The 23,879-nt window shown below is 35.3% G+C and carries 26 protein-coding genes and 2 other annotated features; of the genes, 9 read left to right on the plus strand and 17 right to left on the minus strand.

Features of this window, described 5'->3' with window-relative positions:
• Positions 1 to 112: 112 nt before the first annotated feature.
• Positions 113 to 826, minus strand: a complete 714-nt coding sequence (gene sigK / locus NSQ40_RS22110) for an RNA polymerase sporulation sigma factor SigK (RefSeq protein WP_018765865.1) — start codon at positions 824 to 826, stop codon at positions 113 to 115.
• A 121-nt stretch (positions 827 to 947) separates the two neighbouring features.
• On the minus strand, positions 948 to 1,097 hold the full coding sequence (rpmG, locus tag NSQ40_RS22115) for a 50S ribosomal protein L33 (RefSeq protein ID WP_001265619.1): 150 nt from the start codon (positions 1,095 to 1,097) through the stop codon (positions 948 to 950).
• Positions 1,098 to 1,455: 358 nt separating this feature from the next.
• Here rpmG and NSQ40_RS22120 point away from each other — a divergent pair, with 358 nt between their 5' ends.
• Positions 1,456 to 2,106 (plus strand): GTP pyrophosphokinase, encoded by a 651-nt coding sequence (locus NSQ40_RS22120; RefSeq protein WP_003200578.1) that lies wholly within the window; start codon positions 1,456 to 1,458, stop codon positions 2,104 to 2,106.
• Positions 2,107 to 2,133: 27 nt separating this feature from the next.
• On the opposite strand, the gene NSQ40_RS22125 is transcribed toward NSQ40_RS22120, so the two are convergent.
• Positions 2,134 to 2,613 (minus strand): hypothetical protein, encoded by a 480-nt coding sequence (locus NSQ40_RS22125; protein ID WP_033797205.1) that lies wholly within the window; start codon positions 2,611 to 2,613, stop codon positions 2,134 to 2,136.
• Positions 2,614 to 2,669: 56 nt separating this feature from the next.
• Entirely contained in the window at positions 2,670 to 4,055 is a 1,386-nt protein-coding gene (locus NSQ40_RS22130; RefSeq protein ID WP_003200574.1) for an alkaline phosphatase, read from the minus strand.
• A gap of 293 nt (positions 4,056 to 4,348) precedes the next feature.
• Here NSQ40_RS22130 and NSQ40_RS22135 point away from each other — a divergent pair, with 293 nt between their 5' ends.
• Both NSQ40_RS22135 and NSQ40_RS22140 read left to right on the plus strand, forming a co-directional pair.
• Positions 4,349 to 5,188, plus strand: a complete 840-nt coding sequence (locus NSQ40_RS22135; protein ID WP_003208547.1) for a GNAT family N-acetyltransferase — start codon at positions 4,349 to 4,351, stop codon at positions 5,186 to 5,188.
• Positions 5,189 to 5,212: 24 nt separating this feature from the next.
• Positions 5,213 to 6,085, plus strand: a complete 873-nt coding sequence (locus NSQ40_RS22140) for an alpha/beta fold hydrolase (protein ID WP_371388594.1) — start codon at positions 5,213 to 5,215, stop codon at positions 6,083 to 6,085.
• Between the two features lie 41 nt (positions 6,086 to 6,126).
• Here NSQ40_RS22140 and NSQ40_RS22145 read toward each other — a convergent pair whose 3' ends face one another.
• The 3 genes from NSQ40_RS22145 to NSQ40_RS22155 all read right to left on the minus strand — a co-directional run bounded on the left by NSQ40_RS22145 (position 6,127) and on the right by NSQ40_RS22155 (position 8,015).
• Positions 6,127 to 6,627: a DoxX family protein gene (locus NSQ40_RS22145; protein ID WP_003208549.1), complete on the minus strand. Its 501-nt coding sequence runs from the start codon at positions 6,625 to 6,627 to the stop codon at positions 6,127 to 6,129.
• 260 nt (positions 6,628 to 6,887) lie between these two features.
• Entirely contained in the window at positions 6,888 to 7,439 is a 552-nt protein-coding gene (locus tag NSQ40_RS22150) for a hypothetical protein (RefSeq protein ID WP_006095972.1), read from the minus strand.
• The gene (locus NSQ40_RS22155) at positions 7,440 to 8,015 is read right to left on the minus strand and encodes a histidine phosphatase family protein (protein WP_258248287.1); all 576 of its coding nucleotides are present in this window, start codon (positions 8,013 to 8,015) and stop codon (positions 7,440 to 7,442) included.
• 475 nt (positions 8,016 to 8,490) lie between these two features.
• On the opposite strand from NSQ40_RS22155, the gene NSQ40_RS22160 reads away from it, so the two are divergent.
• A complete protein-coding gene (locus tag NSQ40_RS22160) occupies positions 8,491 to 8,613 on the plus strand; it encodes a DUF4023 domain-containing protein (RefSeq protein ID WP_003200562.1) in 123 nt (40 codons plus the stop codon).
• 40 nt (positions 8,614 to 8,653) lie between these two features.
• On the opposite strand, the gene NSQ40_RS22165 is transcribed toward NSQ40_RS22160, so the two are convergent.
• The gene (locus NSQ40_RS22165) at positions 8,654 to 9,892 is read right to left on the minus strand and encodes a TolB family protein (protein ID WP_003200560.1); all 1,239 of its coding nucleotides are present in this window, start codon (positions 9,890 to 9,892) and stop codon (positions 8,654 to 8,656) included.
• Between the two features lie 131 nt (positions 9,893 to 10,023).
• Positions 10,024 to 10,251: a binding site (T-box leader), on the plus strand.
• Between the two features lie 52 nt (positions 10,252 to 10,303).
• Positions 10,304 to 10,531, plus strand: a binding site (T-box leader).
• 162 nt (positions 10,532 to 10,693) lie between these two features.
• Here NSQ40_RS22165 and NSQ40_RS22170 point away from each other — a divergent pair.
• Together NSQ40_RS22170 and NSQ40_RS22175 are read left to right on the plus strand one after the other, a co-directional pair.
• A complete protein-coding gene (locus tag NSQ40_RS22170; RefSeq protein WP_258248286.1) occupies positions 10,694 to 12,451 on the plus strand; it encodes an aromatic amino acid hydroxylase in 1,758 nt (585 codons plus the stop codon).
• A complete protein-coding gene (locus tag NSQ40_RS22175) occupies positions 12,429 to 12,743 on the plus strand; it encodes a 4a-hydroxytetrahydrobiopterin dehydratase (RefSeq protein ID WP_029427556.1) in 315 nt (104 codons plus the stop codon). Before NSQ40_RS22170 ends, NSQ40_RS22175 begins: the two co-directional genes overlap by 23 nt.
• A gap of 19 nt (positions 12,744 to 12,762) precedes the next feature.
• On the opposite strand, the gene NSQ40_RS22180 is transcribed toward NSQ40_RS22175, so the two are convergent.
• Together NSQ40_RS22180 and NSQ40_RS22185 are read right to left on the minus strand one after the other, a co-directional pair.
• Positions 12,763 to 13,620, minus strand: coding sequence for a VOC family protein (locus NSQ40_RS22180; RefSeq protein WP_098114022.1), 858 nt, complete (start codon positions 13,618 to 13,620; stop codon positions 12,763 to 12,765).
• A 21-nt stretch (positions 13,621 to 13,641) separates the two neighbouring features.
• Positions 13,642 to 14,046, minus strand: a complete 405-nt coding sequence (locus NSQ40_RS22185; RefSeq protein WP_003200553.1) for a DoxX family protein — start codon at positions 14,044 to 14,046, stop codon at positions 13,642 to 13,644.
• Positions 14,047 to 14,204: 158 nt separating this feature from the next.
• On the opposite strand from NSQ40_RS22185, the gene NSQ40_RS22190 reads away from it, so the two are divergent.
• Positions 14,205 to 14,750: a helix-turn-helix domain-containing protein gene (locus tag NSQ40_RS22190; RefSeq protein WP_003200551.1), complete on the plus strand. Its 546-nt coding sequence runs from the start codon at positions 14,205 to 14,207 to the stop codon at positions 14,748 to 14,750.
• A 50-nt stretch (positions 14,751 to 14,800) separates the two neighbouring features.
• On the opposite strand, the gene NSQ40_RS22195 is transcribed toward NSQ40_RS22190, so the two are convergent.
• Both NSQ40_RS22195 and NSQ40_RS22200 read right to left on the minus strand, forming a co-directional pair.
• Positions 14,801 to 15,178, minus strand: a complete 378-nt coding sequence (locus NSQ40_RS22195) for a MaoC family dehydratase (protein WP_003200549.1) — start codon at positions 15,176 to 15,178, stop codon at positions 14,801 to 14,803.
• Positions 15,179 to 15,599: 421 nt separating this feature from the next.
• Positions 15,600 to 16,058 carry a GNAT family N-acetyltransferase gene (locus tag NSQ40_RS22200; protein WP_018765876.1) on the minus strand — a complete coding sequence of 153 codons (459 nt, stop codon included), beginning with the start codon at positions 16,056 to 16,058 and terminating at the stop codon, positions 15,600 to 15,602.
• 649 nt (positions 16,059 to 16,707) lie between these two features.
• On the opposite strand from NSQ40_RS22200, the gene NSQ40_RS29530 reads away from it, so the two are divergent.
• The gene (locus tag NSQ40_RS29530) at positions 16,708 to 16,896 is read left to right on the plus strand and encodes a CPBP family glutamic-type intramembrane protease (protein WP_157837842.1); all 189 of its coding nucleotides are present in this window, start codon (positions 16,708 to 16,710) and stop codon (positions 16,894 to 16,896) included.
• 11 nt (positions 16,897 to 16,907) lie between these two features.
• Here the strand turns inward: NSQ40_RS29530 and NSQ40_RS22205 are convergent, their stop codons facing one another.
• Together NSQ40_RS22205 and NSQ40_RS22210 are read right to left on the minus strand one after the other, a co-directional pair.
• Entirely contained in the window at positions 16,908 to 17,414 is a 507-nt protein-coding gene (locus NSQ40_RS22205; RefSeq protein ID WP_003200544.1) for a GNAT family N-acetyltransferase, read from the minus strand.
• A gap of 4 nt (positions 17,415 to 17,418) precedes the next feature.
• A complete protein-coding gene (locus tag NSQ40_RS22210) occupies positions 17,419 to 18,372 on the minus strand; it encodes a LacI family DNA-binding transcriptional regulator (RefSeq protein WP_003200543.1) in 954 nt (317 codons plus the stop codon).
• A gap of 115 nt (positions 18,373 to 18,487) precedes the next feature.
• On the opposite strand from NSQ40_RS22210, the gene NSQ40_RS22215 reads away from it, so the two are divergent.
• Entirely contained in the window at positions 18,488 to 19,273 is a 786-nt protein-coding gene (locus NSQ40_RS22215) for an HAD family hydrolase (protein ID WP_003200541.1), read from the plus strand.
• A 255-nt stretch (positions 19,274 to 19,528) separates the two neighbouring features.
• Here NSQ40_RS22215 and NSQ40_RS22220 read toward each other — a convergent pair whose 3' ends face one another.
• The 3 genes from NSQ40_RS22220 to NSQ40_RS22230 all read right to left on the minus strand — a co-directional run bounded on the left by NSQ40_RS22220 (position 19,529) and on the right by NSQ40_RS22230 (position 23,876).
• The gene (locus NSQ40_RS22220) at positions 19,529 to 19,756 is read right to left on the minus strand and encodes a YrhC family protein (protein ID WP_003200539.1); all 228 of its coding nucleotides are present in this window, start codon (positions 19,754 to 19,756) and stop codon (positions 19,529 to 19,531) included.
• A 126-nt stretch (positions 19,757 to 19,882) separates the two neighbouring features.
• Positions 19,883 to 22,486, minus strand: a complete 2,604-nt coding sequence (adhE, locus tag NSQ40_RS22225; RefSeq protein ID WP_003200538.1) for a bifunctional acetaldehyde-CoA/alcohol dehydrogenase — start codon at positions 22,484 to 22,486, stop codon at positions 19,883 to 19,885.
• Between the two features lie 256 nt (positions 22,487 to 22,742).
• Positions 22,743 to 23,876, minus strand: a complete 1,134-nt coding sequence (locus tag NSQ40_RS22230) for a bifunctional cystathionine gamma-lyase/homocysteine desulfhydrase (protein WP_003200535.1) — start codon at positions 23,874 to 23,876, stop codon at positions 22,743 to 22,745.
• Positions 23,877 to 23,879: the final 3 nt, after the last annotated feature.

Consider the following 23,879-nt stretch of genomic DNA (forward strand, 5'->3'; position numbering starts at 1 on the left):
ACCCGTCATTTTCAACAGTGAACGTATATTTCTTCTTAGAGTTTCTTGTTTTATTCCCTTTTCATCAAAAGAAAAAACGGCTGCACTCGTGCTGCAACCGTACCACACACCTTTACGCTTTTCCCTTCTTTTCCTTCTCCGCACGAACAAATTCATGAAACATTTTCATCAGCGCTCGCTTCTCAATCCGGGACACGTAACTTCTTGAAATGCCTAGCGCTTTCGCAATCTCTCGCTGTGTTTTTTCTTTATCAAGACCAAGTCCAAACCTTTTTACAATCACTTCTTTCTCTCGTTCATCTAAAATATCGATATATTCCTTAATTTTTTCTAATTCCATGCTAAGCTGGATCATATCAATTACATCTTCGGATTCGGATTTTAAAATATCGATAAGTGATATTTCATTTCCTTCCTTGTCCTGTCCAATCGGGTCATGAAGTGAAACATCTTTTTTTGTTTTCTTCAGTACACGCAAATGCATTAAAATTTCATTTTCAATACAACGAGCTGCATATGTCGCCAGCTTCGTTCCTTTCCCCGCTGAATAACTCTCAATTGCCTTAATGAGCCCAATCGTTCCGATAGAAATTAAATCTTCTGAATCCTCACCTGTGTTTTCAAATTTCTTAACAATATGAGCCACAAGCCGTAAATTATGTTCAATTAAAAGATTTCTCGCATGAGCATCACCTTGCTCCATCAGCTCTAAGTACTTCTTTTCATCGTCTGATGACAATGGCTGTGGGAACGCATTGTTTTTAACATAAGAAACAAATACAAACACTTCGCGAATCATGTATCCAATTGCGGCGAATAGACTCAAACCCTTCACCTCCGCCAAAATAGTGGTCTTTACTATATGTATGTGGGCGGGGGGTTGTTTGTGTCTGTACCTACTTAAGAATAGAAATGCATAAAAAAACAGCAAGATTTCTCTAGCTGTTTTACTTCGTTTCACGATGCAATGTTACTCGCTTTAATCGTGGACAATATTTTTTCAGTTCAATACGCTCCGGATTATTTCGCTTATTCTTCTTCGTAATATAATTACGATCACCGCATTCTGTACAAGCTAATGTAATGTTTACACGCATATGTAGACCTCCTTTTCTCCAAAGATCGCAACTAAAACGTAATGATTACGATTTATACAATAAATGCTATTATTCTTTTTGTCAATTCACCCTTTTAACAATCATTCTAAAAAGACAAAAAACTGAAACAATTAGTTCATACGAAATTCACATCAATCCATTACTATTAGAATTGTACATAATCAATTTATTAACAATCCAATTTATTGATATATGAAAGCTAATTAGAAAGGAGTTAAAAACAAATGAAAGCAAAATACCGTTTTATGATCTCATCATTTGCAGCATGCGCTTATATGATTTGGTATTTAGTATAATAAGCAACCTTATTTGCAAATATGAAAAGGTGTGTATATAAATGAAATATAATCAATCAACTGTTAACTATTGGAAAGCATTTGTATTACCTTATACATTCGCTTTAGAAGAGTTAAAAACAAAATTCGAAATTATGAACCGGGAAGCTCAATTCTTAGAGGACTACAACCCGTTTGAACATATAAAAACAAGATTGAAACAGCCTGAAAGCATCGTAAAAAAACTCGAACGCAAAAATTTAGCACCAACGATTGCAAATGCGCAAACACATTTGCAAGATATTATCGGCATCCGGATTACATGTTGCTTTGTGGAAGATATTTATCACTTAAAACAAGTCATTGAAAATCGTGAAGACATGGAAATTGTAGAAGTAAAAGATTACATTGCTAATCCAAAGCAAAACGGCTATAAAAGTTTGCATATGATTATTAAGTATCCACTAGCGCTAAATTCTGGTACAAAAGAAGTTTTTGCAGAAATTCAATTACGTACACTCGCTATGGACTTCTGGGCAAGTTTAGAGCATAAACTCTACTATAAATATGAGGGGAATATCCCCGATTATTTAAAAGATGAACTCCACGATGCTGCCATGAAAGCTGAAGAGCTTGATAATAAAATGGCAACCATCCGCCAAGATATTGATGAGATTGAAGCATGTTCAAATCAAATTTTACTACCATTATAAAAAGGTTCTCCTAATAAGAGAACCTTTTTATTTCTTTTCTACCGTCCGGACTTCTTCAATTTTCCAATGCTCATCTTCTTTTCCTAGCGCATACCGGATCTTTTTCTGAAGAGAGCTTCCATCATCTATTTCTTTTTCTTCTGTTTCAACAATGACAAAATTGCCTTTTGAACTTTTCACTTGAACACGATTCAACTCAATTCTCTTATTTTCTCGTTGAAACGCCGCTTCTTTTTGTGTTCGTAAGTCTTCGGCGCCAACAATTTTACCCGAAAACAAAGCCATATGTTGATCGAAATTTTTTTCGTTTGTCGTCTGCACAAACGTCTCTATTACATTCCGAATTTCTTTCTCTTCTTCTGGTGTTACATGTACCTTCGTTTCTTGTTTTACCGTTACCTCTTTCTTTTCTATATCTTTCTGCTTCGTTTCTTGCTGAAATTGACAACCCATTAATAATAACCCAGCTAGAGCAGAAGCCCCTATTTTCTTAACAAAGTTTTGCATCCTTCATTCCTCCAAAAAAGAAAAAACGAGGCGAAATGCCTCGCTTTCCTTCACAATTAGCGTCTGCCTTTATTAGGGTCACCGCCACCAACAATATCGAAGACACGTTTTGCTAAATTTGTATTTTCTTGAACACCAGAGAATAGATATTTACCTGGTCCAAATGCATATACGTTCACATCTTCACCCGTATGTCCACCTGTTGTCCAGCCTGTAAATGAACGTTTATTGAAGATTTCTTCAATCGCATTATCGATTTTCGTTACATCTTTTGATGGAGCAATGTCATTCACGGATTTAATTTCTTCTGTTGTTAATTGTAAATCAATGTATTTTTTCAACGTTTCTTCTACATTTGCACCTTTTGCAATTTCATTTGCCATAAAGTCTGGTGTACGTTTCGCAGCTTTAATTGCATTTGCATTAAAGTTATATTCACCGTTTACACCAAGAGAGAATCCACCAGTAGAATGATCAGCTGTTGCAATCACTAATGTATGTTTATCTTTTTTCGCAAATTCAATTGCTGCTTTAAATGCTTTCTCAAAGTCTTCCATTTCACTCATCGCACCAACTACATCATTATCATGGCCAGCCCAGTCAATTTGACTACCTTCTACCATTAAGAAGAAACCTTTATCGTTTTTATTTAAACGATTGATTGCTGCATTTGTCATTTCTTCTAACGAAGGTGTTTTTTCATTACGATCGATCATTTTATCTAAGCCACCTGGTGCAAATAAACCAAGAATTTGATCACTTTTATCATTTAATAATTGCTCACGATCTGTTACATAGCTATAACCAGACTTCTTAAATTCTTCTGTAAGATTTCGATCTTTTCTTACAAAGTTATTCACGCCACCACCAAGAAGAACATCTACTTTATGTTTCCCATTAATTTTCTCATCAAAGTAATCATTTGCAATTGCATCCATATTTTTACGGCTTATATCATGCGCTCCAAAAGCAGCTGGCGTTGCATGTGTAATTTCAGAAGTTGCAACTAAACCTGTTGATTTCCCTTGCTCTTTTGCTTGTTCAAGTACTGTTTTCACTTCTGCCTGATCATTATCAACCGCGATTGCTGCATTGTATGTTTTCACACCTGCTGACATCGCTGTTGCCGCTGATGCAGAATCTGTAATATTTTGATGCTCATCTTCTGGATATGTCTTTTGTGTTCCTACAAGATGATTATCAAATTCTGTCGATTCCATTTCAAACGTCTTTGGATTGTCTTTCATATAACGATGAGCAGTCATATACGAAGGTCCCATGCCATCCCCAATTAAAACAATTACATTCTTAATTTTTGGATCACTTGCTTTTCCATCCGCTTTAATTACATCTGAACGTGTTACGCCCCACGTTACTACGGAAGTAAGTGCTAACGATGTGACAACTGCAAATGGCCATGCTTTCTTCATAAACTTTTTCACTTTTTTTGTCCCCCTAATACGTTATTAAGTTCCCTATACCCAATTTAAAGGAAGACTATTAAGGAAAAGTTAGTTATATGTAAATATTTTGTTAAGTAATGTAAATTTCAGTTATAATTTGTATATCTTTGTCTTATATCATTAAGCTTTATCACCTTTACAAAATGAAAAGAAACTAGTATGGATTTTTCAAAATTAAAAATTACTGCTTTACATTCTCTCTGTTTATGACTATGTATTCATTTTTTTCATGGTAAAATATTTCTACTAGATTAGAAATGTGGTGATTCAATATGCAAATACAAAAACTAAATAATTCTAGTATTTCACAGCTCATTTCTCTTTGCGAGGCTGTTGGATGGTTACAGCCTCAATTATTTATGCGAAAGCAATTTGAAATGTACCTGTCAATCGGAAGTCTATTTGGCTATACACAGAACGAAAAACTGATTGCTACTGGTGGGGTATTCCCTTCCGAATCTGGATTTTCTTCTATCGGTATGTTAATGGTTCACCCCAACTTTCAAAAACAAGGACTTGGCCATTCTTTACTCGATTTTTGTGTGCAACAAGCGCCTACTTCTCTCCCAGTTATACTCATCGCAACAGATGCTGGTGTGCCCTTGTACCAAAAATACGGCTTTACGACAATTACAACAATCCATCGCTTTGAAAAATTTGTTACAAATACATCTACGAATCTCTCTCATTTAAAGCAAATTATACAAGATGATCTTAGTTCTCTCAGTAAGCTTGATAAAACCGCAACAGGTACGCATCGTCCAAACCATTATTCAATATTACTAGCTAGAGCAGCACTCACATTTAAAATTGAAAGAAACCACAGGATAGAGTCTTTTGCATTATGTATCCAAAAAGGGGATGTACTGTGCATTACCCCTCTTATCGCAAAAAATGAGGGAGATGCAATCCAATTATTACAATCCATTTGCAAAGGTTGGAATGGAACTGTACGTATAGATGTTCCACACTCACAATGTACATTTCGAGCACACTTGGAATCGAAAGGATTTCAAGAAACACTGCTTTCACCCCTTATGATAAAAAATGGAAGTCACCTATCTGGAAATCGTGACCATTTATTTGCTATGATGGATGCAGCGTTATGTTAGAAAGGGGTCAAATGCTTGAAACGAATGAAATCTTATATAGTAAGCTGTCTTACTCTTACATTATTAGTGGGTTGTAATGCGGCAGAAAAACCAGTAGAAACAGTAAAACAGGTAAAAAATACAATTGAAACAAAGTTAACAACAGATGAAAAAATGGTCGAAATAGATGGACAAACTATTTACTTTAAACAAATTGGGAAAAAGAAACCACCATTACTTATGCTTCATGGATTTGGTGGATCATCCAACGGATTTAGCGATATTTATGCAGACTTAGCAAAAGATCATACGATTATCTCCGTTGATGTTTTAGGATTTGGCCATTCTTCCAAGCCGATGGATTTTCCATATTCTTTCCCTAACCATGCCAATCTTTATTATAAGTTAATGAAAAAATTAGGATATGATACATTTGCAGTGCTTGGTCATTCTATGGGTGGAGAAATTTCTCTTAATTTAACATACTTATATCCAAATGCAGTTACCCATCTCATTTTAACGGACGCTACAGGAGCTGTATCATTAACGAACAGAAATGCTTCACCTAAGCCACAGTTATCAACTGATTTAAATACTGTTTCTTCAATTACAAATTATGATGAAAGTAAAGTGAAATTTAAACGTGATGATACAGAACATTATAACCAAATGAAAATGTGGCCTAGACGCCTTAAGATTAATGCTAGTGAAATCAAGCTTCCGACTTTAATTATTTGGGGCAGAAATGATAGTAGTGTATCATGGAAAGAAGGCGAATCTTATCATCAGTTTTTAAAAAACAGCGCCTTTCATATTATTGAAAAAGGTTATCATGCCCCATTCCGCCAAGAACCGAAAGAATTTATGGGCTATGTAAAAGAATTCTTTGAAAAGAATCCAACCGAAACGACAAAGTAATAAAAACGGGTATCTCACCTTTGAAATACCCGTTTCATATATTAAGCAGCTTGCCTCTGTCTTTTTTGCGTTTTTGAACCTAGTAATTTAGGTCCAATCCAACCATCAATTCCAAGTTTTCCAGCATTCATGCCAGCAACTAAAACAAACATAGATAAAATAACCATTTGTGGATTCACACCTAGAGACCCACTAAACATATAGGAAAAGTTCATTACAAGACCAAAAAAGACAGCTGTTTTCGTTAAACAACCTACAATTAAACCTATTCCAACTAGAATTTCTCCCCATGTTACAAGCGTGTTAAATAGATCAACATTCGGAATTGCAAAGTCTTGTAAGAATGCTGCCCACCAAGATTGAACAGCTGGTTGTGCTCCTTTTGACTTTTCAATAGCCCCCTGCAAATAACCTGTCGCATCAAATCCCTTTCCTTGTAACTTTCCGATTCCAGCCATCAACCATGTGTACCCCAGATAAACACGGATAATCGCTAACACAAAAGAAACTGCTTTGTTTTCTCTTAAAAATTGAATAACCATATCTTCCTCCTAAAGGTGTAATTAAGTTAGTTACAGGTAATATCTTAACATTAGTTACTTATTTTTCAAATGTTAATTATGAATAAATTGTGACAATTACATAGAATGTTAAAAACTAACATTTATATAGTTGCTTTTATTTCCTTGCAAAAAACTTGAAAATATCATACCATAATTGATAATGATTTTCATTATTTTTCACAAAAAAAATTATGCGGTAAATGTGAAACGTGCTTATCCTATATTCGGATAAGTACGTTTCATTCTCTATATAATTCAAATGTAAGAGTCCCGTTATCTAATGATTTTGCATCTTGAAATGCATCATCTATTGTTTTTTGATGATTAATAAGCCCGTAAAATAAACGCATTGTAAACATAAGTGCTGCATTTCCATCCACATAATCTGTTGAGCCTATATAAGCTTTTACACCACTATTTAAAAATGCTGTCGCAAGTTTTGGATCTCCTAAAGTACACCCGCTATTGATAATATACTTGTTATGCAATTTTGCATATTGTTTAATTTCAGTTACACCAAAGTTTCCTCTCAGCTCATCTTTCTCATATACATCTTCCCCTAATTCTTCCATTACAAATTCTCCTTCTTCACCATGAAAGCAAAAGATAATATAATCTATATCTTCATACAAACTTTTCCCTGAAAGAACATCCATCAAATCCCGCGGTCGACCAATCCAATATGTAATAACTCTTGCTCCAAAATACTCAAGCGTCGCTCGAAGCGATTGTGCTTCTAAATCTGAATTATCGCCAACTACTAACGCAATATTCAAATAAAAAACCTCCATTCATAAGTTTATTTCATACACACCTGTTTCTTCTAAAAAATCCTCTCTGGTTAGAACTAAATTTTGTAAATACTGCCTATATGCTGTAATCGTTCCATCGTGTGAAACGATACAAATTCTTTCTGTATGTAATGTATAACACCAATCGATGAATTCATCTGCTATATTCTGAAATTCCTTCTCTGAAATCGTATTTATCCCCTGATTCCATAACATATCGTTTGTATTTTCTCTTAAAGAAAAACTAGGAAATAACTCTTGAATTACCTTTGTATCTAACAACCTGTCACACGGCAATGTTCTCGCTCCTTCACGATAAGGGAAAATGCGTGGAGAAATATAAGGATGTGTTATTTTGCGGCAAACTACTTGTGAGCTCCATATCGCAGCAGTTTGTAATGTTCGAAGCGTAGGACTCGCTATTAATACATCGATTTCTTGTAGTGGTAAACTACTTTGAAGTAACAATGCTTGTTTTTCGCCTTCTTTTGTCAAAGCTGGATTCTCTAATTGCAAGCTCATAGGTAAATCTTTTGTATGTGTTCCCTCGCCATGCCTTATGAAAATAAGTTTCATAGTTTTAGTCCTTTCTATGAAAATAAATATATCTTTCTATCTTTTCTCCTTTCTCTTCTATATTCCTTTTGCATTATTTTTAATCACAATTATGAATGATGCTGTAAAAAATACCCGACACCCATATTAGCAATTATTACAATAAAATATGTAAACCATTTTTATCCCGCATTAACGGGCAGTAAGACCTCCACCTCAAAATTCAGTGAAAGCAAAGAAGTTAGGTGGGGATCAACTGCCCGTAAAAGCCCGATTGGTGAGGGCTAATAATCATCAGTGAGGGATGAAGAAAACCCCCACTGATTAAAGTTTCACTTTATAATTCTTATATATTTAGGGAGGGATTCACAAATGTTTGAAAGCTGAAAAATCTATACAGAGTTATACATTTTTTAATCCGAATACCAATTCATGATTCTCCTCTCAAATGGTTATAGTAACAGAGATAAAACGAAATTCTGAGGAGGATATATCAATGAGTAACTCAAATGATTTTTTAGACACAATACACGAAAAACAAGCGAAAGACGAGCAAAATAGAAAACGCCAAGGGAATGGAAATCCTGGGAAAAAGAAGCCGAATAAAACGCACAAATAACTATAAAAAAGCTGCCTAAAAAATATTCTAGGCAGCTTTTTTAACCTTCTTTTACAGAAATAACTTCCTCCCAATTCCATTTTTCATAATACCACTGGGGGACATCAATATTTTCAATCCATTTCTTCGCTTTCGATCCATCTCCATTCGCCAACCACATATCTGCCTTTTTACGGTCAGAGCGCATCCATGTCAGCTGATTTTCACTTTTTATATAAAGTGGATTGTAATCTCCATATTTTTTTGAAGGAGTTGTAATTTGACGCTGTCGATTTGATTGAATATTTACTTGGTATAAAGAAGGCAATGATCTTTTTTCTTCTTCGTTCGACCATTCCATTTCCTTCGCTCTTGAAAGAGTAATAAGTTCATTATCCTGCCATGTAAAATCCCAATCAACATATCCTTTTGGAGTGAATTTTTCTTGCTGGAGAGCGGGTAATTCCTTTACTTTTAAATGTTTATTCTCTAACGCAAATCTTCCACTTCCTTCAATATAAGCTAATATATTTTTCGATGGAGCCCATTGTATCCATTGGCTGTTTAATAACATTTGATCTACTTTTTCAAAATAACTTCCGTCCGCTTTCAAAAGACAAAGTGTATTACTATCAGCTGACCACGAAGCAGTTGGTACAGCTAAAAAAGCAATCCACTTTTGATTTGGAGACCACTTGAAATCACTTGCAATATAAGCTAAGAAATCTTCCTGCATACTCGGTAATGTATACAGGTGTTTCATTTTATTCGGGTTCATTCCTGCATCCTTTTGTACTTCATATAACTGCGCTCCTGTCCAACCTGTTGGAAGCAACTGAGCCTCAGACGAAACAAGAAATTTCTTTCCGTCTGGATACCATGCATAGTCTCCTACACCCGATGATACATTTTCAAACGTTGCATTCTTCTTCTCTGCATCAAATGTATTTAACGTGCTTGTAAATTCAAATGCAATTATATTCTCTGCCGGTGACCATTGATAATTCGTTGCTTCTGTCTGAGACGGAACAACTTTTTTTCTATCCGCAACACAGTACAATTCAAGCTGATTTTGTTCCTCTCCCTTTGCGTATGCGATCCATTTTCCATCATGTGACCATTTTGGCTTTGTTATGTACTCTCCTTTTGTTATTTGTTTTTCGTTCCCATCGATTTTTATCCAGAGATTATGGTTACGAATAAAAGCTACTTGTATATTTTTTGTTTCAGCTTGAACAGTAGGCACAGCTTCACATAAGCAGCAAACACAGACAATCAAAATAATTATTTTTCTCCACATCTTTTCCTATCCTCCTATAGATAATTCCCACTTATCGTTCCCCTTATCTACTATATTTAAATAAAATTATTGTTGACAACTATTCAAATGTAGTTTTATAATACAAAACATAGTTTAGTTGAACGAATTATATATCGGCTTTGAAGGAAACCTAGTAGCGACTTATATCCCTGACTCAGAGAACTGATGGTTGGTGCAAATCAGTACATATACAAGCGTGAATTACAATTCTGGAGCTTCTTTCCCGTAGTGCGATTATGCATGAAGAGAAAGACGGATCTTTCCGTTATCTTAAAGTAAGTGGTAAACAATTTTTTGTTTACCAGTAGGGTGGTACCGCGATTTCTATCGTCCCTATCGGATTTTCCGATAGGGACTTTTTTGCGTCTTCCCCTTTTAAACAATTTCATATATTACGCGTTGAAAGAATCGCAGTAGTAACTTATATCCCTGTTTCAGAGAGCTGATGTTTGGTGCGAATCAGTACATATACAAGTGCGAATTACAATTCTGGAGTTTCTTTTTCGTAGTGCTATTTTTGCATGAAGGAAAAGACGGATTTTTCCGTTATCAGTAACTGAGAAGTAGGTGGATTTTCACTTACAAATAGGGTGGTACCGCGATTTCTTCGCCCCTATCGGATTTTCCGATAGGGGCTTTTTCTATTTCTCACAAAAACAAATGTTAAATAATTCCGAATCTTATGATAAAATTTTATAAGCGCTTACAATAATTGAAAGGGGGTGATATACCCAAAAGTAATCACAGCAGTTTTTACAGATAAAAAAGGAGGATGTATTAATGACAAAGAAAACAGAAATTCCATCACATTTAAAACCATTTGTATCCACGCAGCATTACGATCAGTACACACCGGTTAATCACGCTGTGTGGCGTTACATTATGAGACAAAACCATAACTTTTTAAAAGATGTTGCTCATCCAGCCTATGTTAACGGACTACAATCATCTGGTATTAATATAGATGCAATTCCAAAGGTTGAAGAAATGAATGAATGCTTAGCACCAAGTGGTTGGGGTGCAGTAACGATTGACGGCCTTATTCCCGGCGTAGCGTTCTTTGATTTCCAAGGACATGGTTTATTACCAATCGCAACAGATATTCGTAAAGTGGAAAACATTGAATATACTCCAGCTCCTGATATCGTTCACGAAGCAGCTGGACATGCACCGATTTTACTTGATCCTACATATGCAAAATATGTAAAACGATTTGGCCAAATTGGAGCAAAAGCATTTTCAACTAAAGAAGAACACGATGCTTTTGAAGCTGTGCGTACTTTGACAATTGTGAAAGAAAGTCCAACTTCTACACCAGAAGAAGTTGCAGCAGCTGAAAAAGAAGTTGTCGAAAAGCAAAAGCTTGTTTCTGGCTTATCAGAAGCGGAACAAATTTCTCGCCTTTTCTGGTGGACAGTCGAGTACGGCTTAATTGGAGATATAAATAACCCGAAAATTTACGGTGCCGGTCTTCTCTCCTCTGTCGGTGAGAGCAAACATTGTTTAACAGATGCTGTAGAAAAAGTCCCATTCTCAATTGAAGCTTGTACAAAAACGACCTATGATGTTACAAAAATGCAACCACAGCTATTTGTATGCAAGTCATTTGAAGAATTAACAGAGGCACTTGAGAACTTCTCTGAAACAATGGCTTTTAAAACAGGTGACGCAGAAGGATTAGAAAAAGCAATTCGTTCTGAAAACAATGCAACTGCTCAATTAAGTAGTGGGTTACAAATTACAGGTACATTTGCAGAAAAGATTCAAAATGATGCAGGTAGAGTGATTTACATGAAAACAAATACACCGACTGCATTAGCACTAAACAATAAACAACTACCGAATCATTCTACAGCTGTACATCAAGATGGATTTGGTACACCAGTTGGTTTATTAGAAGGCAATGTTTCACTCGAAGATTGCACAGATGAGGAGTTACAAGCATTAGGCATTATCATTGGTAATCGTACGGAACTATACTTTGCAAGCGGTGTTCATGTAAAAGGAACAGTAACCGATATTATGAAAAACGATGAAAAAATCGCTCTTATTTCATTTACAGATTGCACAGTGGTTTACAAAGATCGTCTATTATTTGATGCTTCATGGGGAGCTTTTGACATGGCAGTTGGTTCAAAAATCACTTCTGTATTCCCAGGCGCAGCCGATGCAGCCGCATTCTTCGAAGTGACTGAAGAAGTAGAAGAAACACCAGAACCACTTACATTAACTGAGCTTGATCGTATGTATCAAACCGTTCGTGATATTCGAAATGAAGGTGTGTTACAAGATTCACATGTGGAACAATTAATAGCAATTCAAGAGGTACTAAATAAGTTCTATACGAAAGAATGGTTACTTCGCCTTGAAATTTTAGAATTACTTTTAGAGCATAACAAAGGACACGACGCATCTACTGCTCTATTACAACAACTTTCTACTTTTACAGAAAATGAATCTGTAAAACGTTTGATTAGCAATGGTCTTGCCCTACTCTCAATAAAGGATGTGAACAATAATGCAACGACTAACAGATGAAGAAGTGCAAGAGGAATTAGCAAAGCTAGATAAATGGACAGTGAAAGATGAAAAATGGATTGAAAGAAAATATATGTTTTCCGACTACTTAAAAGGTGTCGAATTTGTCTCTGAAGCCGCCAAACTATCAGAAGAACACAATCACCATCCATTTATCCTTATCCAGTATAAAGCAGTCATTATTACTTTGTCATCCTGGAATGCAAAAGGTTTAACAAAACTTGATTTCGAGCTAGCAAGACAGTTTAATGAACTCTTTTTACAAAATGAAAAAGCAATTATAAGAAAGTAAAAAAAGGAGAAGCCTTTATTTAGGCTTCTCCTTTTACAATCAATTGAATACAGTGACCAAACGGATCTTCTACTTGCATTATTCCATCTTTATACGTAGCAATCGCGCCAATATATTTTAAGCTTTCACACACTTGCTCTTTTTCTTTTTCATCTACTAGTACAATTGTGAAATATTTCAAGCCAACGGAATTTGGCATTTGCGGCGGCACACCTTGACCTTGCCATGTATTTAAACCAACATGGTGATGATAGCCACCTGCTGAAACAAATAATGCACCGTTTCGGACTGGAATCGTCACTTCAAATCCAAGCCCATCTACATAAAAACGTTTTGCTTCTTCTAAATCAGCAACATGTAAATGGATATGTCCCATTACTGTTCCGCTTGGAAATCCATTCCACTCATTTCCTTGTTGTAATAATCCTTCTCCATCTAATGGGTTGCTAACAAACGGAAGCTCTCCCTTTTCATCACGCCATACTTCTCTTTGACGATCATGATAAATTTCGATTCCATTTCCATCTGGGTCAGCTAAATAAATTGCTTCACTAAAGTAATGATCTGCCCCGCCATGTAACGGATACACTTTCTGCACAAGATGAAGAAGAATATTTGCTAAATCTTGTCTACTTGGTAGTAAGATTGCAAAGTGATATAAACCAGTGCGACTTCTTTGTTTTGGAAGAGCATTTTCTTTCTCTTCTATTATAAGAAGTGGTTCATTACTTTCATTACCAAGTGTAGCGATATGCTCCTCTTCTCTTACCACTTTCAATCGTAACACATCTGTATAAAATGCTAGAGACTGTTGTAAGTTCGATACATATAAATGAACTGCACCGAGTGTTGTACTGGGATGAAGTCGAAAGTCCATATTGTTATGCCCCCATTTCGATTAGTCTTTTTTGAATACAGTTGCTTTTAAGAAGTTATCTACAAAACCTTCAGCTTTAACAACGAATAAGTAAAGACCCATTGCCAACAATGCAAGGTCTAATTCGTATCCTGGATTCTTTCCATCTCCTAATAAACCAGCAGACCATTTTACTTTTACAATTGCTCCAACTAAAATAAGTGCGAATAATAATCCAATATAACGTACACCTAAACCGATAATCAATAACAGACCACCAACTAATTCTACTGTCGCTACGCCGTATGCAAGAGCACCTGGTAAACCAATGCTTGTAAACCATCCTGCAATATTATCAATGCCTGATTGGAACTTTGCCAAACCATGCATAAAAAACGTTACTCCTAATACGATACGAATAATTAAATTACCAATATGTTGATTCATTTTGTTCTCTCCTTTTGAGTTTTATAATATAAAACTTTTGTTCACATTACAAAACATACAATATTTTTTTTTATTCGTCAATTTATTTTTCTTGAGAAAAAAATGTTTTTTTTTGCTATGATACAAATAGTTGTCTACAAAAAAGGAGCTTGATTATTATGAATATCGGTTCTGCAATACGTGAAATTCGTCAGCGCAGAGGCGTCACTATCGCCCAAATTTGTGAAGGAACAGGACTTTCTAAAGGTTTTATGAGCCAGGTCGAGAATAATAAAACTTCTCCATCTATCTCAACTTTAGAAACAATTTCCAAATTTTTAAACGTTCCTCTCCCTTATTTATTACTTGAGCAAAAAGATCACATGAAAATTGTAAAAAAGGAAGAACGAAAATACAGTGTGTATGGAAAAGATGAACAAAGGATTGAACATGTCGCTGAGCAAGGAGGCCTTCGTTTATCTTTAGTAGAAATCCCAGCTGGATTTCCAAAAGAAAATATACCAAATGCTCATGAAGGTGAAGAATGCCATCTTGTTTTGCGCGGTAAATTAGAAGTACAGCACGGAGAAGATATCGCGATTGTGGAAGAAGGAGATTCTTTCTCCTGGAGTGCATGTGTGCCACATATTGTGCGTAATATTGGCGAAGACTCCGCATTATTACTCATCTCGAGCCATGCTGAAAATCGAAAACGTGTATATTAAAATGCAATGCAAAAAGCCTGTTTTCAAAAATGAAAAACAGGCTTTTTGCATTATTCTCGTATAATTCCATAGCTTGATCCTACTAATACTTCTTTCCCTTTTTGATTACGATAAATCGACTCTATTGATACCTTTTTGTACCCTTCCATTTGTTCCACACTTGTAAGAGTTACATCACAAGTAATTGTATCTCCAGTAAAAACAGGCCTGATGAATTCACTTACTAATTCCCGTGCTATGTAATGTACCTCTCCACCAATTTTCGTTCCAATACTTGCAGTTAATAACCCATGCACCATTAAACGTCCCTGCTCATCATGTTCCATATGATGTCTCCCTTTATCACCTGTAAGATGAGCAAATTCTAAAACTTCTTCTTCTGTAAATGTTCTTTCATACTGAAATGTATCGCCTACTTTAATATTCATTTTTATCCTCCTTTTAAAATTTCTGAATTTTCTTTATTATTTTACCACAAAATGAATAGACCTTCATTCTAATCACTAAAAGTATCGTTACAAACTGTTAATAATTAACATTTTCATGTTATTATTTAAGTATCTTTGGTGAAATTGGAGGTCTTAACAATGACATTTGAATTAGTTAGTGGCATATTATTGGCAGTTTCATTACTCTTCTATTCCACATTAGAAGTTTGGCTTGCTCCCAATAATAACTCCTTCTTTAAAGGTTTCAAAAAGAAAATGATATTCCTACTCCCCTTGTTTACTCTCTCATTCGCAATTCACTACTTCTTTTTTGTACAATAAAATAGTTTATCTGTGTAAATACAAAAGGATCGCTATCGTCTAGCAATCCTTTTTACACGCTTTCTATTATCTAATGGGATTATCGATGTCCTGCTTTTTTCGCTTCATTATAACCATAATAAGCACACGTCCCATTTTGAGATAAATCCCGCACCTCAAAACCACAACTACGATAAAAATCAAAATTATTCGCAGAAGTATGAGCAAACCAATCTCCATGAGGGAGTTTCTGCATACAAAGAGAAACGAGCTTCTTTCCTAATCCTTTTCCTCTATATTCATACTTCACAACTAAATCCATAATATTTGCAGCCATTATCTGATCAGAAATAACACGAACCATCGCAATCATTTCTTCCTCATCCCAAATCGTAAAAGCCCACGTAGAATTTTCAAATGCTATCGTAAATTTTTCAATTTGCCATGATGGAATGCTATTGTTACTCCAGCCCGCATCTTCAAATAAACTTTTAATTGCATAAGCTGGCACACCTGTCGTTCCTTCTCGAATAATGAGTCCATTATGATAAATATACAATCCCATTCCCCCTTTTATTGTTATATACTATTCTTTAAAAGTTGAATATTACCTTTTTAAAAGGAGAAAAAGATGAAGGGATTTTTATTATTCTTTTACACCTCTTATGATTACTATACAAACTACTAATATAGCATTCTTTTGTTTATGGATCCTTACATTACTACTTCTACTACTAAAAAAGAAAAACTATCATCATTTCATATGGATTACTCTATTATTTGGGAGTGGATTCTTTCTCTATTTATTTACTATGGATCAAATTCCCTTTTATTCAAGAGAACTAACAATTATTGTGAAACGTCTTTGCCTACTTCTTGTTTTTGTGCCATTTCTCATAGATGCTCTTGTACGCAAACAGCGAATATCTCTAAATTAGAATCAACCAAAATGGAACAATACTTTGCACATGCCTTTTATTTGGAGTGGTCCTCATCAAGTTAAAATTTATATATTTCTTATCATCGCGATTTCTATTAACATCGTCACCTTTACACCTTTTCTACTACAAAAAGGAATATCTTATATACAACATATCATGCTATTTGCCGTATTGTTTTCTATTATCAATGGCGTATTAGAAAAATGTATTTGGCAGGGAATCCTACTACATCAGTTTACAAATCAGTTTGATGAAAAATAGGCTATTTTGCTTACAAGCATTGGTTTTGGTTTACAGCATTACTCCTTAGGTTTTTCTTGGAGTGTTTCCACCGCTTTTATTATAGCTGGTATATTTTATGGAGGAATAGTTGTGAAATCAAATAGTATCATTCCAGCTATTATATGGCATGTAATTTTAAACATATTAATGGTATTTAGTAGTCTCATTCTTTAAAAGAGCAGGATTTATCCTGTTCTTTTAATTGCATATACAAGAACATCTATTCCATGAAATGATGCTGTCTTCTCATAACTCATTCCTGTTTTTCGGGCAACAAAGATAGAAGCAGGATGATCTGGATTAATAAGAGAAATGAGCTTATTCAAACTTAACACTTGAAAACCATAATCTCGAAAAGCTGTTGCTGCTTCCTTTGCATATCCCTTTCCCCAATACTCTGGAAGTAACCAGTACCCAATTTCAATTTCTTCTCTTCCATCTACTTGTTGCCTAACGAGTCCTGCGTGACCAATTGGTGTATCTGTTTCCTTTTCAATCATTAGAAATAATCCTAAACCGTTTTTATAACTAGGAAGAACCCAGCTTTCAAGACTTTTTTTGCACTGCATATATGTTTTCGGAGTTCCGTTCCCAATGTAACGCATCACTTTCTCATTTCCCCATAAAGAAGCGTAAAAATCTAAATCGGTCATTGTATATTTGCGAAATTGTAAACGATGTGTATGGAACATACTCCTACTCCTTTCTTGTAGATTCTCTTTCTATAACTGAAATAGGCAATTGTATACGTTGTACATGCTCTCCTCGTAATTGCTTATGCAATAATACGATAGTATTCTTTGCCATACTTTTGATGGAGGTATTGATCGTTGTTATATTAGGGTGCATTATCATGGAGATCTCTTGATTATCAAATCCCATAACACCAAAATCTTGTGGGATACGAATTCTTAATCGCTGCGCTTCCATAATGATTCCAGCAGCTATCTCATCACTACCTGTAAAAATTGCATCAGGAGCATTTTTCATGGATTGAATGACATGTATAACATTCTTTCCATCCTTCAGTCCACAGCAATTCGAAAATACCCATTCTTGCTGCAACTGTAGGCCATGCTCCTTTAAAGCTCGTTTATATCCTTGGTATCTCTGTCTCTGCGCTTTACTTTTTAATGTATCGTAACAAAATCCTATACGTGTATATCCATTTTCAAAAAGGTGCTTCGTTCCTATATAACCTGCTAACTCTTCATCAAATTGAACTGTGGATACGAATTCTGTTTCTACATGTTCATTACAGATAACAATTGCCCCTGAAGAGACCGCACGTTCTATTTCCTCTATTGGCAAAGAAAGTGTAGTAAAAATAAACCCATCTAACTTCTTCGTCCTAATATATTGTAAAAATTCTCTTTCTCTCTCAACTTCATAATTTGATTGTAATATCACGACATCATAACAATCTATTTTTAAAATACCACTTAACTCTTGGATTAACTGACTAAAGAAGGGATGATGTAAATTTGGTACGACTACACCGATTAAATTTGTTTGCAGACGACGTAAATCTTTCGCCGTTGCCACAGGTACATAATTTTTTTCATCAATAATCGCTTGCACTTTCGCCCTTAATTCTGGACGTACATACGGATGATGATTGATTACACGGGAAACCGTTGCTTTAGACACTCCAGCTAATTTCGCGATATCTTCAATTGTAGAAATCTTAACTCCCCCCTTGACCTGTAATGCATTTCAGAATGTACAGTATATGGTAACTATTATAAACGAGGTGACATGAAATATGGGGAAAATTCAAATTTCAGGAAAAATTATTGAAACAAAGGCAGTTGCCTTTGATAAAGATGGTACGTTATTTCAAGCTACTCCATTTTGGCAGGAAATTGATAGACTGCGAAAATCCAAATTTTCACAAGTTGTTGGTAAAAAGTATGAACCACTTTGGGAAAAAGCAGTTGGATTTGTCCCTCCAAACCAAGTTGATTTTAAAGGCCTATTAGCGGTCGCATCTGAAGAAGAAGAAATAATTGTTGTCGCGAGCCTTTTATATCAAATCAAAAAATATCCATGGCATCGTTGCAAAGAACTCGCTACTACCATATTTGAAGAAAGTAATGAACAATTATCCATTGAACAAGCTTTTCATCCTATTCAAGGGGTAACTGAATGCATCATTTCTTTGCAAAAAGAAGGAATATACACAGGTATTCTTACCTCAGATAATAAGGTGAGAACAAAAAAGTGTATTGATTTACTTAACATACCATCTTTTCAATTTCTCTTTACGCCAGAAGATGTAGAAAACGGAAAGCCTTACCCAGAAATGATTACAAAAGCATGTGAACAACTTGCCATTAAGTCAAATGAACTAGTAATGATTGGAGATACTGTTGTGGATGTAAAAATGGCCAAAGATGCCGGAAGTATCGCTGTCGGTATTGCAAATCATGAACATGCTATAAAAGAACTAACACCTTATGCAGATTTTATTATTACCGATTACAATGATATACAAGTTTTAACAAAAAAAGACAGTAGACAAAGCTTGTCTACTGCATCCATATCATAACTAGTATAAAGAAAACTACAGTTGAGAGGGGGGGGGGAGGATTTTCAGTTATACACTAGATATTTATGTTGTTCTAACAACGGACAAGAACTTCCGTTCACAAATGACCTTGAATTAGAACTTAGGTCTATTATATTTTAATTGATAAAGATTATCATTATTAATATAAAACACATACATTTTCTAGAAATTTTACTTATACGAAAAAACGCTACAAAAAGATACACTCTTTTCGTAGCGTTTCATCTATCAATCCTATTCATACTCGTTCTCCTCTAACCTGTCACGCAATACTTTAACACGCTTGAAAAAGAAAAATGACATCCCTAAAAATAAAACAATAACACCCATCATCGCAAAGGATTGTACAGTTTCTCTTCCTCCATTTGGGATTAATAAACCAATCATTAAAAATGTGGCTAGCGCAAGAAGAACTTGACCGAAGCGAATATAATCTGCTATTTTCTGTTGTAATTCTTTCATACTTCTACCACTCCTCCCTCTCACTCTATCATATTCTAATCGTTTCTGAGGCAAGTAAATACAGCCAATGAGGGAGATGTTTTCCAAAGTAAAAAGAGCCGCTGCTAAACGGCTCTTTCAAATTTTCTATACACCTTTATAAGCTTGCATATACACTTCTTTCAACTCTGAAATAAGCGGTAATTTCGGATTTGCTGTTGTACATTGATCTTCAAATGCTCGTTCAGAAAGTATATCAACAACTGCTTCAAATGCTTCTTTTTCAATACCTTGGCCAGCAACACTCATATTAATATTTAATTCTTTTCCAAGAGCAACAATCGCTTGCACAAGTGATTCTACGCCTTCTTCTACTGTACGTGCTTTAAGACCAAGCATTCTTGCGATATGTGCATAACGCTCATCCGCAACAAAGTGCTCATATTTAGGGAATAGTGCATGTTTTCTTGGTTTAATTGCATTATAGCGAATAACATGCGGCATTAAGATTGCATTAGCACGTCCATGCGGAATATGAAACTCCGGTCCAATTTTATGCGCTAAGCTATGGTTAATACCAAGAAACGCATTGGCAAATGCCATCCCAGCAATTGCTGAAGCATTATGCATTTTTTCACGAGCTTCTTCGTCATTTCCATCTTTATATGCACGTGGTAAATATTTAAAGACAAGATCAATTGCTTTTAAAGCTAATCCATCTGTATAATCGTTTGCCATAATAGATACGTACGCTTCAATCGCATGTGTTAATACGTCCATTCCTGTATCAGCAGTTACATGTGGTGGTACTGTCTTAACGAACTGCGGGTCAACGATTGCAACGTCTGGTGTTAATTCATAATCAGCAAGCGGGTATTTGATATTATTCTTTTTATCTGTAATAACCGCAAATGGTGTCACTTCTGATCCTGTTCCAGATGTTGTAGGAATCGCAACAAACTGCGCTTTAGTTCCTAGTTTTGGATATTTGCATGTACGTTTTCTAATATCTAAAAACTTTTGTTTGATACCAAAGAATTCTGTTTCTGGATGCTCATAAAATAGCCACATTCCTTTTGCTGCATCCATCGCTGATCCGCCGCCAAGAGCAATAATCACGTCTGGCTTGAAGCTTCTCATCATTTCTGCACCTTTAAATACAGTTTCATCTGATGGATCTGGTTCTACTTCAGAGAATATTTCTACTTTTACATCATTTCTATGTTGACCTAAATAATGCGTTACTACATCAATATATCCATGTTGAACCATTCCAGGATCTGTTACAATGAATGCTCGTGAAATGTTTGGCATACTTGCTAAATATTGCGTAGCGTGTTTTTCAAAATAAATTTTTGGTGGCAGCTTGAACCACTGCATATTCTTTTTTCTATTTGCAAGTCTCTTTACGTTCATTAAATGAGTTGCCGTTACGTTTTGAGATACAGAGTTCTTTCCGTATGATCCGCATCCAAGTGTAAGCGATGGAATGAAAGCATTATATATATCACCAATTCCGCCTTGTGCTGACGGAGCATTCACAATAAGACGACATGCTTTCATACGTAAACCAAACTGTTTTTGTACTTCTGTATTTGTAGAATGAATAACTGCAGAATGTCCTAAACCGCCAAGCTCTAACATGTTTTCACAATGCTGCAATCCTTCTTCTAATGAATTTGCTTTTATACAAGCTAATACTGGGCTTAATTTTTCGCGGGATAGCGGATAATTTGCGCCGACTCCTTTAATTTCTGCAACCAGCATTTTTGTATCTTCTGGTACTGCAATTCCTACTAGTGATGCAATGTAGTGAGCAGATTTCCCAACAATATCGCTATTTACTGCACATGTATTTTCATTAATGACAAGTTTCTCTAATTTCTTCCGTTCATCTTCTGTTACAAAATAACAATTGTTTGCTATCATTTCTTGTTTCACATCATTATAGATCTCTTTGTCTACAATAATTGCTTGTTCAGAAGCACAAATCATACCGTTATCAAATGTTTTTGATAAGATTACATCATTCACAGCACGTTTCACATTCGCTGATTTTTCCATATAACATGGAACGTTACCTGGTCCTACTCCTAAAGCTGGTTTACCAGTTGAATATGCTGATTTTACCATTCCTGCTCCTCCTGTTGCCAGAACAAGCGCTACACCTTCATGATTCATTAATTGTTTTGTTGCCTCAACAGAAGGCTTTTCAATCCATTGAATACAGTTCTCTGGTGCACCAGCTTTCACTGCAGCATCGCGCACTGTTTTTGCAGCTGCGATAGAACATTGCTGCGCTGAAGGGTGGAATGCAAAAATAATTGGGTTTCTCGTTTTTATCGCAATGATCGCTTTAAACATCGTTGTTGACGTTGGATTTGTTACTGGCGTTACCCCAGCAACCACACCGACCGGCTCTGCAATTTCTATTACTTCCTCATGTGGATCCTCACGAATAATCCCCACTGTTTTGTCATTTTTTATGCTATTCCAAATATATTCAGTTGCAAAAATATTTTTAATACATTTATCCTCATACACACCGCGTCCCGTTTCTTCAACAGCCATTTTTGCAAGCGGCATATGTTGATCCACGCCCGCAAGTGCCATTTCATGTACAATTTTATCAATTTGTTCCTGTGTAAAACCTTCTAATGCTTGTAAAGCTTTTTTACCATTCTTTACTAACGTCTCAATCATTTCTGCCACTTCTTGCGTTTCATTTACAACTTTCTCTTTGACTACCATGTAATTTCCTCCTATTCTGCTATATGGACTTAAATAGACCCTAAGGGTCTTAATACGTCCCTATTAGCGTAAAAAAATAGAGTTACTTTTCCTACATGAATCCTATTGTTTGTGAAATGTTTCACATATTTATGTGTGAAGTATTATTTCATGATTTTACTATACACGAAATATTTTTAATTGTGTGTGTCTAATTTGTGAAAAGTTTCACAAATTGTATTTAAAAAAACACTGCCTTTTTAGCAGTGCTTTTTTATTATGCTAATGCTTGGGCTAAATCTTCAATTAAATCTTCGCCATCTTCAATACCGACAGAAATACGAATTAATGTATCTGTAATTCCTAGCTCTTTACGACGATCTGCTGGAATAGATGCATGTGTCATTTGAGCTGGAATAGAAATTAAGCTTTCTACTGCTCCTAAACTTTCAGCAAGCGTAAAATACTGCAGTTTCTCAAGTACTTTATTTAGCGTTTTTTCACTATCTACATCGAATGAAATAATTGCACCGTATCCATTCGCTTGTTCAGTTGCTAATGCATGATTCGGATGTGATTCAAGGCCTGGATAGTATACTTTATTAACTTTTGGATGATTATTTAAAAACTCAGCAATCGCGCGTGAATTTATTTCATGTTCTTCCATACGAATTCCTAATGTTTTTAAACCACGAAGTAACAAGAAGCTATCTTGTGGTCCAAGAATACCACCTGTTGAGTTTTGAACGAAATGAAGGTCTTCTGCTAATTGCGCGCTATTAACAACAACTAATCCGGCAACAACATCGCTATGTCCACCTAAATATTTCGTTGCACTGTGAAGTACAATATCTGCTCCTAAAGAAATTGGTGACTGCCAGTATGGCGTCATGAATGTATTATCAATAATTGTTAATAGACCTTTTTCCTTTGCAAATGTAGAAATTTGCTTAATATCTGTAATTTTTAATAATGGATTTGTTGGTGTTTCTACATAAATTGCCTTTGTATTTGGACGTACTGCTTCTGCTACTTCATCTAAATTTGTTGTATCTACAAATGTATGTTCAATACCGAAACGATTCAATACTTTTGTAATCACACGATATGTTCCGCCATATACGTCATCTGTTAAAATGACATGATCTCCTTTTGAGAATAACATAATAGTTGCTGTAATAGCAGCCATTCCTGAACCAAATGCAAATCCTGCATGACCGTTTTCTAATACGGCAATCATTTCTTCTAATGCTGAACGCGTTGGATTACCTGTACGTGAATATTCGTATCCTTGATGTTTACCAACTGCTTCTTGTTTGTACGTACTTGTTTGATAAATCGGTACGTTTACAGATCCAGTTGAAGGTTCTCCTATGCGAATACCATGAATTAACTTTGTTTTTGCTCTCATTTT

Source organism: Bacillus sp. FSL K6-6038 (assembly GCF_038050455.1).
GTDB lineage: Bacteria > Bacillota > Bacilli > Bacillales > Bacillaceae_G > Bacillus_A > Bacillus_A pseudomycoides.

What these genes read in the sequence shown, in the direction of transcription:
- NSQ40_RS22180 (WP_098114022.1), bottom strand. Translation starts at nt 13,620, where the DNA reads ATGGACTTTCGACTTCATCCCAGTACAACACTCGGTGCAGTTCATTTA.
- NSQ40_RS22150 (WP_006095972.1), bottom strand. Translation starts at nt 7,439, where the DNA reads ATGGAGGTTTTTTATTTGAATATTGCGTTAGTAGTTGGCGATAATTCA.
- NSQ40_RS22185 (WP_003200553.1), bottom strand. Translation starts at nt 14,046, where the DNA reads ATGAATCAACATATTGGTAATTTAATTATTCGTATCGTATTAGGAGTA.
- NSQ40_RS22160 (WP_003200562.1), top strand. Translation starts at nt 8,491, where the DNA reads ATGAGTAACTCAAATGATTTTTTAGACACAATACACGAAAAACAAGCG.
- rpmG (WP_001265619.1), bottom strand. Translation starts at nt 1,097, where the DNA reads ATGCGTGTAAACATTACATTAGCTTGTACAGAATGCGGTGATCGTAAT.
- adhE (WP_003200538.1), bottom strand. Translation starts at nt 22,486, where the DNA reads ATGGTAGTCAAAGAGAAAGTTGTAAATGAAACGCAAGAAGTGGCAGAA.
- NSQ40_RS22220 (WP_003200539.1), bottom strand. Translation starts at nt 19,756, where the DNA reads ATGAAAGAATTACAACAGAAAATAGCAGATTATATTCGCTTCGGTCAA.
- NSQ40_RS22170 (WP_258248286.1), top strand. Translation starts at nt 10,694, where the DNA reads ATGACAAAGAAAACAGAAATTCCATCACATTTAAAACCATTTGTATCC.
- NSQ40_RS22140 (WP_371388594.1), top strand. Translation starts at nt 5,213, where the DNA reads ATGAAATCTTATATAGTAAGCTGTCTTACTCTTACATTATTAGTGGGT.
- NSQ40_RS22155 (WP_258248287.1), bottom strand. Translation starts at nt 8,015, where the DNA reads ATGAAACTTATTTTCATAAGGCATGGCGAGGGAACACATACAAAAGAT.
- NSQ40_RS22165 (WP_003200560.1), bottom strand. Translation starts at nt 9,892, where the DNA reads ATGTGGAGAAAAATAATTATTTTGATTGTCTGTGTTTGCTGCTTATGT.
- NSQ40_RS22205 (WP_003200544.1), bottom strand. Translation starts at nt 17,414, where the DNA reads ATGTTCCATACACATCGTTTACAATTTCGCAAATATACAATGACCGAT.
- NSQ40_RS22190 (WP_003200551.1), top strand. Translation starts at nt 14,205, where the DNA reads ATGAATATCGGTTCTGCAATACGTGAAATTCGTCAGCGCAGAGGCGTC.
- NSQ40_RS22135 (WP_003208547.1), top strand. Translation starts at nt 4,349, where the DNA reads ATGCAAATACAAAAACTAAATAATTCTAGTATTTCACAGCTCATTTCT.
- NSQ40_RS22120 (WP_003200578.1), top strand. Translation starts at nt 1,456, where the DNA reads ATGAAATATAATCAATCAACTGTTAACTATTGGAAAGCATTTGTATTA.
- NSQ40_RS22215 (WP_003200541.1), top strand. Translation starts at nt 18,488, where the DNA reads ATGGGGAAAATTCAAATTTCAGGAAAAATTATTGAAACAAAGGCAGTT.
- NSQ40_RS22145 (WP_003208549.1), bottom strand. Translation starts at nt 6,627, where the DNA reads ATGGTTATTCAATTTTTAAGAGAAAACAAAGCAGTTTCTTTTGTGTTA.
- NSQ40_RS22125 (WP_033797205.1), bottom strand. Translation starts at nt 2,613, where the DNA reads ATGCAAAACTTTGTTAAGAAAATAGGGGCTTCTGCTCTAGCTGGGTTA.
- NSQ40_RS22230 (WP_003200535.1), bottom strand. Translation starts at nt 23,876, where the DNA reads ATGAGAGCAAAAACAAAGTTAATTCATGGTATTCGCATAGGAGAACCT.
- NSQ40_RS22195 (WP_003200549.1), bottom strand. Translation starts at nt 15,178, where the DNA reads ATGAATATTAAAGTAGGCGATACATTTCAGTATGAAAGAACATTTACA.